General features: G+C 64.3%; 13 protein-coding genes. 6 read left to right on the forward strand and 7 right to left on the reverse strand.

What is annotated here, in order from left to right; genetic code table 11:
* Positions 1–93 precede the first annotated feature (93 nt).
* The 3 genes from C7441_RS06075 to C7441_RS06085 all read left to right on the forward strand — a co-directional run bounded on the left by C7441_RS06075 (position 94) and on the right by C7441_RS06085 (position 3713).
* Positions 94–1239 (forward strand): ROK family transcriptional regulator, encoded by a 1146-nt coding sequence (locus C7441_RS06075; RefSeq protein ID WP_109612108.1) that lies wholly within the window; start codon positions 94–96, stop codon positions 1237–1239.
* Positions 1240–1342: 103 nt separating this feature from the next.
* Positions 1343–2266, forward strand: a complete 924-nt coding sequence (locus C7441_RS06080; protein ID WP_109612109.1) for a carbohydrate kinase family protein — start codon at positions 1343–1345, stop codon at positions 2264–2266.
* A 307-nt stretch (positions 2267–2573) separates the two neighbouring features.
* The gene (locus C7441_RS06085) at positions 2574–3713 is read left to right on the forward strand and encodes a DegT/DnrJ/EryC1/StrS family aminotransferase (protein WP_109612110.1); all 1140 of its coding nucleotides are present in this window, start codon (positions 2574–2576) and stop codon (positions 3711–3713) included.
* A 277-nt stretch (positions 3714–3990) separates the two neighbouring features.
* Here C7441_RS06085 and cysQ read toward each other — a convergent pair whose 3' ends face one another.
* The 4 genes from cysQ to C7441_RS06105 all read right to left on the reverse strand — a co-directional run bounded on the left by cysQ (position 3991) and on the right by C7441_RS06105 (position 8472).
* Positions 3991–4785 (reverse strand): 3'(2'),5'-bisphosphate nucleotidase CysQ, encoded by a 795-nt coding sequence (gene cysQ, locus C7441_RS06090; protein ID WP_170125032.1) that lies wholly within the window; start codon positions 4783–4785, stop codon positions 3991–3993.
* 10 nt (positions 4786–4795) lie between these two features.
* Positions 4796–6733 (reverse strand): sulfate adenylyltransferase subunit CysN, encoded by a 1938-nt coding sequence (gene cysN / locus C7441_RS06095; protein WP_109612112.1) that lies wholly within the window; start codon positions 6731–6733, stop codon positions 4796–4798.
* 1 nt (position 6734) lies between these two features.
* Entirely contained in the window at positions 6735–7640 is a 906-nt protein-coding gene (gene cysD, locus C7441_RS06100) for a sulfate adenylyltransferase subunit CysD (RefSeq protein WP_109612113.1), read from the reverse strand.
* A 241-nt stretch (positions 7641–7881) separates the two neighbouring features.
* Positions 7882–8472 (reverse strand): biotin transporter BioY, encoded by a 591-nt coding sequence (locus C7441_RS06105; protein ID WP_019169788.1) that lies wholly within the window; start codon positions 8470–8472, stop codon positions 7882–7884.
* 146 nt (positions 8473–8618) lie between these two features.
* Here C7441_RS06105 and C7441_RS06110 point away from each other — a divergent pair, with 146 nt between their 5' ends.
* Positions 8619–9524 carry an MBL fold metallo-hydrolase gene (locus C7441_RS06110; RefSeq protein ID WP_109612114.1) on the forward strand — a complete coding sequence of 302 codons (906 nt, stop codon included), beginning with the start codon at positions 8619–8621 and terminating at the stop codon, positions 9522–9524.
* 3 nt (positions 9525–9527) lie between these two features.
* Here the strand turns inward: C7441_RS06110 and C7441_RS06115 are convergent, their stop codons facing one another.
* The gene (locus tag C7441_RS06115) at positions 9528–10328 is read right to left on the reverse strand and encodes a DUF1499 domain-containing protein (protein ID WP_109612115.1); all 801 of its coding nucleotides are present in this window, start codon (positions 10326–10328) and stop codon (positions 9528–9530) included.
* Positions 10329–10360: 32 nt separating this feature from the next.
* Entirely contained in the window at positions 10361–12022 is a 1662-nt protein-coding gene (locus C7441_RS06120; protein WP_109612116.1) for a fatty-acid--CoA ligase, read from the reverse strand.
* A 176-nt stretch (positions 12023–12198) separates the two neighbouring features.
* Here C7441_RS06120 and C7441_RS06125 point away from each other — a divergent pair, with 176 nt between their 5' ends.
* On the forward strand, positions 12199–12576 hold the full coding sequence (locus tag C7441_RS06125) for a hypothetical protein (RefSeq protein ID WP_109612117.1): 378 nt from the start codon (positions 12199–12201) through the stop codon (positions 12574–12576).
* Positions 12577–12722: 146 nt separating this feature from the next.
* A complete protein-coding gene (locus C7441_RS06130) occupies positions 12723–13121 on the forward strand; it encodes a DUF427 domain-containing protein (protein ID WP_109612118.1) in 399 nt (132 codons plus the stop codon).
* A gap of 119 nt (positions 13122–13240) precedes the next feature.
* On the opposite strand, the gene ppdK is transcribed toward C7441_RS06130, so the two are convergent.
* On the reverse strand, positions 13241–15910 hold the full coding sequence (gene ppdK / locus C7441_RS06135) for a pyruvate, phosphate dikinase (RefSeq protein ID WP_109612119.1): 2670 nt from the start codon (positions 15908–15910) through the stop codon (positions 13241–13243).
* Positions 15911–15923 lie beyond the last annotated feature (13 nt).

Consider the following 15923-nt stretch of genomic DNA (forward strand, 5'->3'; position numbering starts at 1 on the left):
TGGCAGGAAGTTTTCGTGCAAACGACTGAAATCCGTCCAGCACCGGGTGGCGCGGCAGAAAGCGGTTTTTTGCGCGGCACCAACCAGAGCGGAATGCGCGACCACAATGAGCGGCTGGTGCTTTCGCTGCTGCGCAGGCATGGCGGCCTCGCCAAGACCGACATTGCGCGCCTGACACAGCTTTCCGTCCAGACGATTTCGGTCATCATGCGCGCGCTGGAAGCGGACGGCCTGCTGCTGCGGCGGGAGCCGGTTCGCGGCAGGGTCGGCCAACCTTCCGTGCCGATGGCGTTGAACCCGGATGGCGCTTTCTTCTTCGGCCTCAAGATCGGGCGGCGCAGCGCGGAACTGGTGCTGATCGACTTCCTCGGCAATATCCGCGCGATGCGGCAGCTTTCCTATCGCTACCCCACACCGCGCGAAACCACCGCCTTCGCGCTGGACGATGTAGCCGCCATACGCAGCGCCCTGCCTCCTGAGCAGGACAGGCGCATTGCGGGCCTCGGCATCGCCATTCCCTTCGAGCTTTGGAACTGGGCGGATACTGTCGGCGCACCGCATGAGGCAATGGACGCATGGCGCGGCGCCGACATAAAGGCCGACATCCAGTCCCGCCACGATTTTCCCGTCTATCTCCAGAACGACGCGACCGCCGCCTGCGGTGCCGAACTGGTGTTCGGGCAGAGCGGCGGCCTGAGCGATTTTCTCTATTTCTACATCGGCGCCTTCGTCGGCGGGGGCGTCGTGCTCAATGGCGCGCTCCATGCCGGACGTACCGGCAATGCCGGCGCGCTGGGCTCCATGCCCGTTCCGGGCCCCGGCGGAAAGCCCGTCCAGCTCATCGACGCCGCCTCTCTGGCGACACTGGAAAAAAGCCTTGCGGCACGCGGCATCGATGCATCGTTCCTGTGGCAAAAGCCGGCCGATTGGGACTGGCTCGGCTCCGATCTCGACCTCTGGATCGCGACGGCCGCCAATGCCCTCGCCCACGCCATAGTCTCGGCTTCGGCGGTGATCGATTTCGAAGCGGCCGTCATCGACGGCTGGATGCCCCGAACAGTACGGGCAAGGCTGGCCGAGGCCGTCCGGGCGGCGTTCGGGCAGATCGACACTGCCGGCATCGCCCTGCCGCATTTGCGCGAAGGCACCGTGGGCGTCGATGCACGCTCGCTGGGCGCGGCAAGCCTGCCGCTGTGCGAGCGCTTTCTCGTCGGCGCGCCGCTGGCGGCGGCAACATGACCATGGCCTGTCCTGCCTGCTTTGGCGCGGCCGCCCTGCAACCCGACCCCCGAGCAATCATGCCCAAGCGGTCGCTTGGGCCAATCATCAGCGAGTGACCAGAATGATCCTGTGTTGTGGCGAAGCCCTCATCGACATGCTGCCGCGCGAAAGCACCCAAGGGGAACCCGCCTTCGCGCCCTATGCGGGCGGAGCGGTGTTCAACTCGGCCATCGCGCTCGGGCGGCTGGGCGTGCCGGTGGAATTCTTCTCCGGCCTGTCGTCCGACCTGTTCGGCCAGCAGATCCGCAAGGTACTGGCCTCCAGCAATGCCGACTCCCACTACGCGGCCATTTCGGAGCGGCCCACCACGCTGGCCTTCGTCAAGCTGGACAACGGCCACGCGACCTACACCTTCTATGACGAAAACACCGCCGGCCGCATGCTGAGCGAGGCCGACCTGCCCGCACTGGCCGACGACATCACCGCCATGCTGTTCGGTGCGATCAGCCTGATCCCGGAGCCTTGCGGCTCGGCCTATGAGGCGCTGATGCGCCGCGAGTGCGAACGGCGCGTCACCATGCTCGATCCCAACATCCGCCCCGGCTTCATCCCCGACGCCGAAAAACACCGCGCGCGCATCCTGCGCATGGTGGCCATGGCCGACATCGTGAAACTGTCCGACGAGGACCTTGCCTGGTTCGGCCCCGAGGCCGATGAAGGCGTATTCGCGCGAGGCTGGCTGGAGCTCGGCCCAAAACTGATCGTGGTCACGCGCGGCGCGGAAGGGGCCACGGCCTACACCCAACGGCACAAGGTGCATGTCCCCTCGCAGCGCGTGACGGTGGTCGATACGGTGGGCGCGGGCGACACCTTCAATGCGGGCCTGCTCGCCTCGCTGCACGACCAGAACGCGTTGACCAAAGCGCGTCTGGCATCGCTTGTCGAAGAGGAGATCGGGGCCGCCCTCACGCTCGGCGCGCGGGCGGCGGCGGTGACGGTTGCGCGCGCCGGCGCCAATCCACCATGGCGGCATGAACTGGGCTAGACCGCGATCACTTTATATTTCGCCGCTGGGAACGGTTCCGCCGCCGCAAGGCGCGTGCGACGCCGACTGCCGTGTTTTCGCGAGAGCGGTTCCTGTTTGTCCAATGTCGCCGGAACCGCTCTATCCGGTTGTTTTTACGTATTTCCGGACACAAAACCCCTTTGCGCTTTTGCTGCAAATGCTCCGGCCGCGCCGTCCCAGATGGTAACGCGTCATCCCGACGCGGGGCGGACCCGATCTTCCTGCAAATGTTCAATTCTGCTATCAGCCGGCCTATATCCGGCAGGAAACGAGGCTTGGAGCAGACATGCAGTTCATTGATCTGGGTGCGCAGCGCGCACGAATCCGTGATCGGCTGAGCGCGGCAATCGACCGCGTCGTCGATGAAGGCAAATATATTCTGGGGCCCGAGGTCGCTGAATTCGAGGCTCAGCTTGCCGCCTACACGGGCGTGAAGCATGTCGTGGCCTGCGCCAACGGCACCGACGCGCTGCAACTGCCGCTGATGGCCGCCGGCATCGGGCCGGGCGACGCGGTGTTCGTGCCGAGCTTCACCTTTGCCGCGACGGCCGAGGTGGTGGCACTCACCGGGGCCGAGCCGGTCTTCATCGACGTCGATGCCGACACCTACAATATCGACATCGACAGCCTGGAAGCCGCGATCGCCATGATCAAGGCCGAGGGCAGGCTGAAGCCCCGCGCCATAATCCCCGTCGATCTCTTCGGCCTCGCCGCCGATTACGGCCGCGTCGCCGAGATCGCCGAGCGCGAGAAGCTGATGGTCATCGAGGATGCCGCCCAGTCGATCGGCGGCAAGGCACATGGCAAGATGTGCGGCGCGTTCGGCACTGTCGGCGCCACCAGTTTCTATCCGGCCAAGCCGCTCGGCTGCTATGGCGATGGCGGCGCCATGTTCACCAATGACGACGCACTGGCCGACAGGCTGCGTTCCTTCGCCTTCCACGGCAAGGGCGAGACGCAGTACGACAACATCCATGTCGGCCTGAACTCGCGCCTCGACACGCTGCAGGCGGCGATCCTCATCGAAAAGCTCGCCATCCTCGAAGACGAGATGGAAGCCCGCCAGAAGGTGGCCCAGCGCTACCGTGACGGCCTGCACAATGTCGTCAAGGTCGCTCATGTACCCGAAGGCCACCGCTCGGCCTGGGCGCAATATGCCATCGAGACGCCGCATCGCGACGCGCTCAAGGCGCATCTCCAGACGCTCGGCATTCCGACCGTGATCTACTATGTGAAGCCGCTGCACCTGCAGGATGCCTACAAGCACTATCCGCGCACGCCCAAGGGCCTGCCGGTGTCGGAGGGTCTGCCGGAGCGCATCCTGTGCCTGCCGATGCATCCCTATCTCTCGACCGAGGATCAGGACCGCATCGTCAACGCGATCAGCGACTTTTTGGCCTCCAGACAGGCGCAGGCGGCTGAATAAGAGCTTCGCGCTTATGCTTTAAGAAAAACCGCGTGCCGGCGACGGCGCGCGGTTTTTTGTTTGAGGCCGGATTACCCGCAAGTCAGTCGCGAACGGCGTGGCCTACCCCTACCCCCTCCCCCCTCCCCACAAGGGGGACTTTCCCTAGCTCAATACAGCGCAAAACCGTTAGGACTTTCACCGGGCAGACGTGCAGGCTGGTTCCCCTCCCTTGTGGGGAGGGATCAGGGGTGGGGGTAAAGTCCCATGCGGCTGCCCTCCCCCAACAGGGTTCGCCTCAAAACCCCGGCGCGCCGGAAACTCGCCCCATTGCGACAAATGACGGGTTGGCGAAATCCACATCGTCCAACTGGTTGCGCTTGCCATATGTCAGCGGCTCCCCGCCACGCGTCACGGTTTCGCCGCCGGCCGCGCGCAGCACGGCGTCGCCGGCGGCTGTATCCCACTCCATGGTGCGGCCGAAGCGCGGATAGACGTCCGCCTCGCCCGCCGCGACAAGGCAGAATTTCAGCGACGAGCCGACCGATACGATCTCGGCTGCCTCGACCTGCCGGATATAGGCGTCGGTTTCCGGCGTGCGGTGCGAGCGGCTGGCCACGATGGTGAGCGGCACCTGCCCTTCCCGCACCGAAATCCGGTGACGGCCGGCAATAGTCCCGTCTCCGCTCAGCGCAATGGCCTCTGCCAGCCCCGGCCGCCCGGAGAAAAACCGCCCGCTGCAAGGCGCGTAGACGACGCCGATTTCCGGCGCGCCATCGCGGATCAGCGCGATGTTGACGGTGAAATCCGCATTGCCGTTGACGAATTCCCTGGTGCCGTCGAGCGGATCGACAAGGAAGAAGGCACGGCCCAATTCCGGCGCTTCGATGCCGGCCGAAGCTTCCTCCTCGGCCACGCAGGGAATGCCCGGAAACGCGGCGCGCAGGCCCGCGAGGATCAGCCGCTCGCTCGCGCGGTCGGCTTCAGTGACCGGCGAACTGTCCGGCTTGTGCTCCACCGCGACCTGCCCGTGGAAAATCTCCATGATGACGCGGCCGGCTTCCAGCGCCAGCCGCTCGAAAACGGCCAGCATCGCCTCGTCGTCAGATTCCGCCGCCTTCGTCGTAATGTTGGTCTGCAATTTCACGCTCGCGTAGCCAGCCTTCGAGAACATCTACCATCTCTTCCGGCGTCCTGCCGAGCGTTGCAAGATGTATTTCCGGTTTTTCCGGCGCCTCATAGGGCGAATCCACGCCGGTGAAATTCTTGATCTCGCCGTTCAGCGCGCGCGCATAGAGCCCCTTGGGGTCGCGGCGTGCGCATTCCTCGAAGGGCGTGTCCACGAACACCTCGACGAATTCGCCGGGGCTCATCAGTTCGCGCGCCACCCGTCGCTCGGCGCGGAAAGGCGAGATGAACGACACCAGCACGATCAGTCCGGCATCGGCCATCAGCCGCGCCACCTCGGCCACGCGGCGGATGTTCTCCACGCGGTCGGCTTCCGAGAAGCCGAGATCGCGGTTGAGGCCGTGGCGGATATTGTCGCCGTCGAGCAGATAGGTGTGGCGGCCGCCTGCATGCAGCTTGCGTTCCAGCAGATTGGCGATGGTGGACTTGCCCGATCCCGACAGGCCGGTGAACCACAGCACGGTCGGTTTCTGCTGCTTGGCGGCGGCGCGTGCCTGCTTCGTCACATCGAGCGAATGCCAGTGGATGTTGTCGGCGCGGCGCAAGCCATGCCTGATCATGCCCGCGCCCACGGTCGCGTTGGTGAGCCGGTCGATCAGGATGAAAGCGCCGGTGGCGCGGTTTTCCGCGAAGGGATCGAAGGCAATCGGCGACTGGGTGGAGATGGTGCAGAAGCCCACCTCGTTCATTTCCAGCGATTTCGCAGCCGCATGGGCGAAGTCATTGATGTCGAGTCGGTATTTGAGTTCGGTGACGGTCGCGCTCGCCTGATCCGTCTCCGTGCGCAGGATATAGGACCGGCCCGGCAGCAGCGCCTTCTCGTCGAACCAGACGATGTTGGCTGCGAACTGGTCGGCCACCTGCGGCCGCGTCGCGGGCGACACCAGCAGGTTGCCGCGCGAGACCTCAACCTCGTCCTCCAGCACGAGCGTCACCGCCTGCCCTTCCACCGCCCGTTCCAGGTCGCCGCCATGGGCGACGATGCGCCTGACGCGCGAAGCCTTGCCGGACTTGGCCACGACGATCTCGTCGCCCCGCGCGACAGCGCCGGAAGCGACCGTGCCCGCAAAGCCGCGGAAATCGAGATTGGGCCGGTTCACATATTGTACCGGAAAACGGAACGGCCGCCCCGAAGCATCTTCGTCGATGTCTACGGTTTCCAGGTGCTCGATCAGCGTCGGGCCGGAATACCAGCCGGTCTCGTCAGAGCGGCGGCTGACATTGTCGCCATAGCGCGCCGACATGGGGATGGCCGTGACCGAGGCAAAGCCGAGGTCCTGCGCGAAGCGGGAATACTCACCGACGATGCGCTCGAACACCGCGCGGTCGAAGCCGACAAGGTCGATCTTGTTGACCGCCAGCACGATGTGGCGGATGCCCAGCAGCGAGGCGATGATGGAGTGGCGGCGCGTCTGCCGCAGCACGCCCTGCCGCGCATCGACCAGCACGATTGCCAGATCGGCCGTGGACGCGCCGGTCGCCATGTTGCGCGTATACTGCTCATGGCCCGGCGTGTCGGCCACGATGAACTTGCGCTTCGACGTTGCGAAGAAGCGATAGGCGACATCAATGGTGATGCCTTGCTCGCGCTCGGCCTCCAGCCCGTCCACCAGCAGCGCGAAGTCAATGTCCTCGCCCGTCGTGCCGTGCTTGCGCGAATCCCGTTCCAAAGCGGAAAGCTGGTCCTCGAATATCTGCTTGGCGTCGGAGAGCAGCCGCCCGATCAGCGTGGACTTGCCGTCATCCACCGAGCCGCAGGTAAGGAAGCGCAGCAGCGATTTTTTCTCCTGCGCGGCCAGATATTCATCGACGGTTTCGGAAACGACCAGTTTTTCGGCGAGGTTGTGGCGCATTTCAGAAATATCCCTCGCGCTTCTTCTTTTCCATGGAGCCAGCCTCGTCGCGGTCGATAAGCCGCCCCTGCCGCTCGGAGGTGCGCGCCACCAGCATTTCGCTGACGATGCCATTGAGGTCGGTGGCATCGGATTCGATGGCGCCGGTAAGCGGGTAGCAGCCGAGCGTGCGGAAGCGGACACGGCGGTTTTCCAGCACCTCGCCGGGCTTCAGCTTCATGCGGTCGTCGTCGCGCATGACGAGCATGCCGTCGCGCTCGACCACCGGGCGCTCCTTGGCAAAATAGAGCGGCACGATAGGGATATTTTCCTGCAATATGTACTGCCAGATATCCAGTTCGGTCCAGTTGGACAACGGGAACACGCGGATCGATTCACCCGGAGCCACACGCGTGTTGAAGATCTTCCACATTTCCGGGCGCTGATTCTTCGGGTCCCAGGCATGGCTGGCGTTGCGGAAGGAGAAGATGCGCTCCTTGGCCCGCGCCTTTTCCTCGTCGCGCCGCGCGCCGCCGAAGGCCGCGTCGAAGCCGTATTTGTCGAGCGCCTGGCGCAGCCCAACGGTCTTCATGACATGGGTGTGGGTGTTCGAGCCATGGTCGAAGGGATTGATGCCATCGCGCACGCCGTCTTCGTTGACATGCACCAGCAGCTCGAAGCCGAGCTTTTGGGCCATCTCGTCGCGAAACGCGATCATCTCGCGGAACTTCCACGTCGTATCGACATGGAGGAACGGAAACGGCGGCTTGGCGGGATAGAAGGCCTTCATCGCCAGATGCAGTAGAACCGACGAATCCTTGCCGATGGAATAGAGCATCACCGGTTTGGAAAAGGTCGCCGCGACCTCGCGGAAGATATGGATAGCTTCGGCTTCGAGCCGGTCGAGATGGGTGAGCCTGGCAAGCATGAAGAGCCTTCGGGGAACTGGGAGGCTGCGAAAGGCAACGTCCTGAATTTCCAGAATTTTCTTCGCAAGCGGTCCGACTCTCAAGAAGCAGGCTACCAAAATCGGGCGCAATGCCGATTTCAACGTCCGCCACACGGCATTTCGGTGGAATGTTGTTCCGCAAGGATGCCGAACCGCGTTCGGCAACAAAAAAGCCGCGAACCGAGGTTCGCGGCTTTCTGCATCCGGAATTCCGGAAAGGTCAGCGCTTGGGCAGCAGCGCCCAGACGGCCGGGGCCAGCGTCGAGGCCAGCGCGACCTTGATCAGGTCCGGCACGATGAACGGCACGACGCCGAACTGCCACGACTTCTCCACGCCGATCAGCACGGCGAGCCAGGCAAAGCCCATCGCCATCATCACGACTTCGGCGGTCAGCACGGCGCCGAGCATCTTGACCGGGCTGCGGTCCCAGCCGCGGTCGGCCGCCCAGCCGACAATTGCGGCCATGGCCACGAAACCGGCCAGATAGCCGCCGGTGGAGCCCAGCATGTAGGCGAGGCCGATGCCCTTCTCGGGCGTGCTCTGGAAGACCGGGAAGCCCATGGCGCCCTGCGCCATGTAGAGCAGCAGCGTGGCGAGCGCCAGACGCATGCCGAAGGCCGCCGAAATCAGGAAAATCGCCAGCGTCTGCAGCGACATGTCGACCGGGCCGAGCACGACCTTCGTCTTGGCCGACAGGGTCAGCAGCAGCGTGCCGGAAACGGCGAGGAAAATCTGAGTTGCCAGACGCGCGGCGCCGCTTTCGGGCAGGGCCTGCGAGACGAGCGAGCGCGCGGTGATTGAATTTGCCATGTTGGTCCCCATTTCAGTCGAGGTCGACCGATCAGCATCGGCCCGGTTTGCCTATATTGGCTGACGTGCTAAGCGGCAAACGGTTTTAACGGTTTTGGCCGTGCCAGGCACAGCAACCGTATCCGAAAGGCGCAGTGAGGTCCGGCATGTCCATGGAATTCGACATAAGTTTCGAGCCGGCTTACGGCGAGGCCGTGCCGGTGGCGGATGGCGTGCTGCGGCTGACGGTCAACAATCCCAGCGCCTTCACCTTCCACGGCACCAACAGTTACATCATCGGGCGCGACACGCTGGCGGTGATCGATCCCGGCCCGGAGGACGACGCGCATTTTTCGGCGCTCATCAAGGCGATCGCCGGCCGGCCGGTCAGCCACATCCTTGTCAGCCACACCCATCGCGACCACTCGCCGCTTGCCGCGCGGCTGGCCGCGCATACCGGCGCCATCGTGGCGGCTGAAGGCCCGCATCGTTCCGCGCGGCCGCTCCGGATCGGCGAGACCAATCCGCTCGACGCCAGCGCCGATACCGACTTCCGGCCCGACCTGGCGCTGAAGGACGGCGATGTGATCGACGGCGACGGCTGGCGCATCGGCACGGTGCTGACGCCTGGCCACGCGGCCAACCACGCCGCCTTTTCGCTGGAAGGCACGGGCATCCTGTTTTCGGCCGACCATGTGATGGCCTGGGCCACCACCATCGTGGCGCCGCCCGATGGCGCCATGAGCGACTATATGAATTCGCTCGACCAGCTTCTGGCGCGCGACGACCGCCTCTACCTTCCCGGCCATGGCGGCGCGGTGACGAAGCCGCAGGCCTTCGTGCGCGGGTTGAGGGCGCACCGCAAGATGCGCGAGCGCGCCATTCTGGAGCGGCTGAGGTCCGGCGACCGCACCATCGCCGATCTGGTCGCCGCCATCTATCGCGACACCGATCCGCGCCTGCACGGCGCGGCCGGGCTTTCGGTGCTGGCGCATCTGGAAGACCTTGTCGGGCGCGGCGATGTCACCACCGACGAGGCCATCTCCCTCGACGGGCATTTCACACCGGCCTGACCCTCATTCGGCGTCGGGCAACGGCTTTTCGCCGGTTTCGTCGGCGATCTCGGCATCGAGGTCGTTGAGGAATTGCCGCACCCGCGCGGCGTTGTCGCCAAGATCGTGACGGCCGAAGCGCGAGGCCGAGCGCATGTCGACATAGGTCGTATCGCCTTCATCCATCAGCCGGATCGCCACGTCTGCCGGAAAGGCAAGGAAAGTGGTGAAGGCCAGCGCCTCGATGCGGACCTCGTCGGGATTGTCCTTCTGGCGGAAGGGACCGTAGAGCTTCCAGTTCGTATTCGACAGAACAGCCTCCACCGCGCCCAGCGTGCGGTCGAGCGGAAGCTCGTAGCGCCTGCCGGTAACCTCCGGATAGCTCTGTGTCTGCAGTCTCGCCTGCGCCGGCGACGGCGGCACCACGGGGTTCATGGCGGGGGTGCGCGTTTTCAGGGCCACCGTCAGCGCCGGCGGATCATCGAGATCGGTGGAAACGTCGTTGAGTTCGGGGTAGGCGTAGGCGCGATAGCCCGTCAGCAGGAACGGCAGCAGCACCAGCACCGACAGCAGCGCGCCGCCGGTCATGTCCCTGCCGCCGATGTCACCATCGTTCCATACCGAAGGAAAGGCGAAGGCGGCGAACATCAGGCCGAAGGCGGCAAGAACGGCGACGATGCCGAGCACCCACAGAAACGGCACCGTCTCCAGCAGCGCATAGCGGTGGCCCAGGCCCGAAACGATGAACAGCACCGTCGAAAAGGACCCCAGGCGCCAGGACCAGACGGCACTCCTCGACCTTCGCTCTTCCAGATATGCCGCCATGCTGTTGTGCCCGCGCCTCCGTCGCAGACTGTTTAAAGCGTTTCGCCGGTCGGAAGAAGTCCCTCGCCATCGGTTGGCAGGCGATAATCCCTGAACTGTTTGCGCAGCACGCTTTTCTGGATCTTGCCGGTGGCCGTGTGGGGGATTTCCTCGACGAAGGCGACATCGTCGGGCAGCCACCATTTGGCGACCTTGTCCTTCATGAAGGCCAGTATGTCCTCCCTGGCAGGCTCCTTGCCGGGCTTGCGCACCACCACCAGCAACGGCCGCTCGTCCCATTTGGAATGGCGCACGCCGATCACCGCCGCCTCGGCCACATCCGGATGGCCCACGGCAAGGTTTTCAAGCTCGATGGTCGAAATCCACTCGCCGCCCGACTTGATGACGTCCTTGGCGCGGTCGGTGATCTGCATGTAGCCGCTGGGGTCGATATGGGCGACGTCGCCGGTGTCGAACCATCCCTCGTGACCGAACTGCTCGCTGCCGGCATCACCGTAATAGGCGCGCGCAACCGCTGGCCCGCGCACCTTCAGGCGACCGAAGGTCCTGCCGTCCCAGGGCAGCACGGTGTTGTTGTCGTCCGTCACCTGCATTTCAACGCCGAACGGCGCATGCCCCTGCTTTTCCTCGATGTCGAGCCGCGCATCGCCCTCCAGCGCGGCATATTCCGGCTTTATGGTGCACAGGCTGCCGAGCGGCGACATTTCGGTCATCCCCCAGGCGTGGACGACCTCGACTCCATAGTTCTCCTGGAACTTCTTCGTGATGGCGCGCGGGCAGGCCGAGCCGCCAATGACCACCTTGTTGAGATAGGGAAGCTTCTTGCCGGTCTCCTCCAGATGCTGCAGCAGCATCAGCCACACAGTCGGGACGGCCGCCGTGAAGCTGACCTTTTCGGTGTCCAGCAATTCGTAGATCGAAGCGCCGTCCATGCGCCCGCCGGGCATCACCATCTTTGCGCCAACCATGGGGCAGCTCTGCGCCAGCCCCCAGGCATTGGCGTGGAACATGGGCACCACCGGCAGCACGACATCGCGCGAGGAGATGCCCATGGCATCGGGCATGCACGCCATCATCGCATGCAGCACGTTGGAGCGATGGCTGTAAAGCACGCCCTTGGGCTCGCCCGTGGTGCCGGAGGTGTAGCACATGCCCGCGGCGTCGTTCTCGCCGAGGTCCTTCCAGCGGTAGTCGCCGTCTGCCTCGGCCAGCCACTCCTCATAGGCGACCACGTTCGGCAGCGTGGTCTGCGGCAGATGCGCGGCGTCGGTCAGCACGACGATGCGCCCGAGGCTCGGCACCGAGGCGGCGATCTTCTCGACCAGCGGCAGGAAGGTGAGATCGACGAACAGCGCCCTGTCTTCGGCATGGTTCATGATCCAGGCGATCTGGTCGGGAAACAGGCGCGGGTTGAGCGTGTGATAGACGCCGCCCATGCCCATGATGCCATACCAGGCTTCCATATGGCGGGCGGTGTTCCAGGCCATGGTGGCGATGCGGTCGCCGGCCTTGCAGCCATCCCGTTCGAGGCGCTGCGCCAGCTTCAGCGCGCGCAGGCGCAGTTCGGCATAGGTGGTGCGCACGACCGGTCCTTCGACCGAGCGTGAAACAACTTCGCGATGGGGGTGCTGGATACCGGCATGATCCAGTATCTTGTGGCAGAGCAGCGGCCATTCCTGCATCAGTCCAAGCATTCGCTTCCTCCCTTTTTTCGTTTTGGACATTGTTTGAACGAAAGGAGCTATTGTCCAGAGTTTCTCGCGCTCTAGCTTCATGACACTTGGTCTAATCGGCAGCGGTCATATTGCGGCCACTGTCACCGAGAATCCTCGCCTGTGGCGGGGATGTGTGAGGGAACAGAGGTTTCCGGATGAGTGAGCAACCTGTCGAGTACAGCGTAGAGGAAGCAAAGGCCGCGGTGGCGGAAACGATCTCCGAAAACACGGTGCAACTGCCGCAGAAAGACCATCCGGTTTCGGACGGGGATTTCGACGAGGTCGTGCATGGCGCGCTAGACGCCGTGGGTGGTACGCTGCTGTTCACGATCCGCATCGACCAGACGGATCAGCCCCACTATGCGGCGGCGGCATTCATCGGCGAAGGCGAGGGCCGGCAATATCTGGTGCTGACCATGCCGCTTACCGGCGGGCATCTCAGCGTCGAGACCGCCGCAAAGAGCAAGAGCCCGATCGCCGGGATCGCAGCCGCATATGCCGGCCTGGCGGACGCCTTCTCGCACGCGGCATAAAAAAGAGCCTTCAGGCTGTCCGACCTGCGCCCGTTGCGCCGGGCGAAGCCTGCCGTTTGCTGCCGTCCCTTGAAATTTGCGCATCCTGTTGCGGAACGGAAATCCGGCCGGGCGCGTTCCTGGGTAACAGCAGGAGCCTCGCAAAGATGGAAATCGTCGCCCATTCCGCACCGGGATTTCGCCGCAACCCGACCTACAGCATCACGGTCAAACGGTTCACCGGCACGGTCGTCGTTTTCTTCGCCGATGCCGTGATAGCCTCGACCACGCATGCGAAAGTGCTGCGCGAGCAAGGCCATGAGCCGGTTTATTACATCCCTTTCGAGGACATTTATTTCGAGTTCCTGCGGCCCAGCGAGACGCGCACCTATTGCCCGTTCAAAGGCCATGCCAGCTACTGGAACGTCATCGCTTCCGGCGACGCGGCAAGGGATGTGATGTGGTCCTATCAGGACCCTTATTCGGAAATGGCGGTGATCGACAAGCACGCCGCCTTCTATCCCAGGAAGGTCAGGATAGATGTCACCCCGGCCTCAAGGATGTGAGAGACCGGGACCATCCCTGCGCAAGCCGGCCACGACAAGGGCGATCTTTGCCTACGCTTGCGCAAGAAGACCCGCCCCTGGCGGGACGGGTCCAATAGCTCGATTGCCTGACAGGCCGATTACTTTTGCGCGGCCTTGACCGCCGCCTGCGCGGCCGCCAGCCGGGCGATCGGCACGCGGAAGGGCGAGCAGGACACATAGTCAAGCCCGACCTGTTCACAGAAATAGATAGATGCCGGATCGCCGCCATGCTCGCCACAGATGCCGAGCTTGATGTCGGGTCGTGCCAGGCGGCCGCGATCGGCGCCCATCTGCACCAGTTCGCCGACGCCCTCGACATCCAGTGAAATGAACGGGTCCTGTTCGATGATGCCCTTCTGGCGATAGACTTCCAGGAAGGAAGCCGCATCGTCACGCGAAATGCCGAAGGCCGTCTGGGTCAGGTCATTTGTGCCGAAGGAGAAGAACTCGGCCGACTCCGCGATCACGCGGGCGCGGATCGCCGCGCTCGGCAGTTCGATCATCGTGCCGGTGAGATACTCCACCTTGACGCCGGTTTCTTCCATGACGCTTTTCGCGACGGCGTCGATGCGCTCCTTGACGAAGTCGAACTCCTTCACGACGCCGACCAGCGGCACCATGACTTCCGGCACCACCGGCTTTCCGGTCTGCCGGCCTGCTTCCACCGCCGCCTCGAAGATGGCGCGCGCCTGCATCTCCGCGATCTCCGGATAGGTGATCGCCAGGCGGCAGCCGCGATGGCCGAGCATGGGGTTGAACTCATGCAGCATTTCGGTGCGGCGGCGCAGCTTGTCGGCAGACACGTTCATGACGCCCGCCACTTCCTCGATTTCCTCTTCCGTCTTCGGCAGGAACTCGTGCAGCGGCGGATCGAGCAGGCGGATCGTGACCGGCAGGCCGGCCATGATCTCGAACAGCTCCACGAAATCCGCACGCTGCATCGGCAGCAGCTTGGCCAATGCGTTCCGACGACCCTCTTCCGTGTCGGACAGGATCATCTCACGCATCGCCAGAATGCGGTCGTCGTCGAAGAACATGTGCTCGGTACGGCTGAGGCCGATACCCTCGGCACCGAAGGAGCGGGCCATGCGCGCATCGGCCGGGGTCTCGGCGTTGGCGCGCACCTTCATGCGGCGGATCTTGTCGGCCCATTCCATGATCGAGGCGAAATCACCCGACAGCTCCGGCTGGAGCATCGGCACAGCGCCCTTCAGCACCTGACCCATGGCGCCGTCGATGGTGATGATGTCGCCCTTGCGGAAGGTCGTTCCCATCGCCGTCAGCGTGCCGGCCTTGTAGTCCACCCGCAGCGAGCCCGCACCCGAAACGCAGGGCTTGCCCATGCCGCGCGCCACGACCGCCGCGTGGCTGGTCATGCCGCCGCGCGTGGTCAGAATGCCTTCGGCCGCATGCATGCCGTGAATGTCTTCCGGGCTCGTCTCGACGCGCACCAGAATGACCTTCTTGCCGATCGCGCGCAGCTCCTCGGCCTCGTTGGAGGAAAACACGATCTCGCCGGTGGCCGCACCCGGCGAGGCCGGCAGGCCGGTGGCGATGATGTTGCGCTCGGCCTTCGGATCGATGGTCGGGTGCAGAAGCTGGTCGAGCGAGGCCGGGTCGATGCGGGCCACCGCTTCTTCCTTGGTGATCAGGCCTTCGGCCGCCATATCGACCGCGATCTTGAGCGCTGCCTTGGCGGTGCGCTTGCCCGAACGGGTCTGGAGCATCCACAGCTTGCCGCGCTCGATGGTGAATTCGAGGTCCTGCATGTCGCGGTAGTGCTTTTCCAGCCGCTGCGAGATTTCCATGAAGGCGCCGAAGGCTTCGGGCATCAGCTTCTGCAGCGACGGCTTGTCGGAACCGGCGGCGATGCGCGCGGCTTCGGTGATGTTCTGCGGCGTGCGGATGCCGGCCACCACGTCCTCGCCCTGCGCGTTCACCAGGAACTCGCCATAGAGCGCCTTTTCGCCGGTGGACGGATTGCGCGTGAAGGCAACGCCGGTGGCCGAGGTGTCACCCATATTGCCGAACACCATGGCCTGCACGTTGACCGCCGTGCCCCAGCTTTCGGGAATGTCGTGCAGGCGGCGATAGGTGATGGCGCGATGGTTCATCCAGCTCGAGAACACGGCGCCGATGGCGCCCCAGAGCTGTTCCTTCGCGTCCTGCGGGAACGGCTTGCCCAGCTCTTCCTCGACCTTGGACTTGTAGAGCCCGATGATTTCCTGCCACTCGGCCGCGGACAGATCAGTGTCGAGTTCGTGCCCGAGCCGGGCCTTCTCGTCCTGCAGTATCTCCTCGAACACCTCATGGTCGAGGCCCATGACGACGTCCGAATACATCTGGATGAAGCGGCGATAGCTGTCATAGGCAAAGCGCGCATCGCCGGAATCGGAGGCCAGCGCCTCGACCGTCACGTCGTTGAGGCCGAGATTGAGGACGGTGTCCATCATGCCCGGCATCGAGGCGCGCGCGCCCGAGCGCACCGAAACCAGAAGCAGCTTTTCGGGGTCGCCGAAACTGCGGCCGGTCAGCCGGCCGATATTCTCCAGCGCGTTCCCGACCTGCTTCTCCAGACCCTCGGGATAGGCGCGGCCATTGGCATAAAAGGAGTTGCAGACCTCGGTGGTGATCGTAAAGCCCGGGGGCACCGGCAGCCCGAGACTGCACATCTCCGCCAGGTTCGCGCCCTTGCCGCCAAGAAGATTCTTGTCGCCGGCACGCCCTTCGGCGGCACCATCCCCAAAGGTGTAGACCCACTTGGTCATGCTTGCTCCTCGC

Origin of the sequence: Pseudaminobacter salicylatoxidans (genome assembly GCF_003148475.1) — a bacterium.
GTDB classification, from domain to species: domain Bacteria; phylum Pseudomonadota; class Alphaproteobacteria; order Rhizobiales; family Rhizobiaceae; genus Pseudaminobacter; species Pseudaminobacter salicylatoxidans.

What these genes read in the sequence shown, in the direction of transcription:
- C7441_RS06120 (WP_109612116.1), bottom strand. Translation starts at nt 12,022, where the DNA reads ATGCTTGGACTGATGCAGGAATGGCCGCTGCTCTGCCACAAGATACTG.
- C7441_RS06080 (WP_109612109.1), top strand. Translation starts at nt 1,343, where the DNA reads ATGATCCTGTGTTGTGGCGAAGCCCTCATCGACATGCTGCCGCGCGAA.
- cysN (WP_109612112.1), bottom strand. Translation starts at nt 6,733, where the DNA reads ATGCGCCACAACCTCGCCGAAAAACTGGTCGTTTCCGAAACCGTCGAT.
- C7441_RS06085 (WP_109612110.1), top strand. Translation starts at nt 2,574, where the DNA reads ATGCAGTTCATTGATCTGGGTGCGCAGCGCGCACGAATCCGTGATCGG.
- ppdK (WP_109612119.1), bottom strand. Translation starts at nt 15,910, where the DNA reads ATGACCAAGTGGGTCTACACCTTTGGGGATGGTGCCGCCGAAGGGCGT.
- C7441_RS06110 (WP_109612114.1), top strand. Translation starts at nt 8,619, where the DNA reads ATGTCCATGGAATTCGACATAAGTTTCGAGCCGGCTTACGGCGAGGCC.
- C7441_RS06075 (WP_109612108.1), top strand. Translation starts at nt 94, where the DNA reads ATGCGCGACCACAATGAGCGGCTGGTGCTTTCGCTGCTGCGCAGGCAT.
- C7441_RS06105 (WP_019169788.1), bottom strand. Translation starts at nt 8,472, where the DNA reads ATGGCAAATTCAATCACCGCGCGCTCGCTCGTCTCGCAGGCCCTGCCC.
- cysQ (WP_170125032.1), bottom strand. Translation starts at nt 4,785, where the DNA reads ATGCTGGCCGTTTTCGAGCGGCTGGCGCTGGAAGCCGGCCGCGTCATC.
- cysD (WP_109612113.1), bottom strand. Translation starts at nt 7,640, where the DNA reads ATGCTTGCCAGGCTCACCCATCTCGACCGGCTCGAAGCCGAAGCTATC.
- C7441_RS06125 (WP_109612117.1), top strand. Translation starts at nt 12,199, where the DNA reads ATGAGTGAGCAACCTGTCGAGTACAGCGTAGAGGAAGCAAAGGCCGCG.
- C7441_RS06115 (WP_109612115.1), bottom strand. Translation starts at nt 10,328, where the DNA reads ATGGCGGCATATCTGGAAGAGCGAAGGTCGAGGAGTGCCGTCTGGTCC.
- C7441_RS06130 (WP_109612118.1), top strand. Translation starts at nt 12,723, where the DNA reads ATGGAAATCGTCGCCCATTCCGCACCGGGATTTCGCCGCAACCCGACC.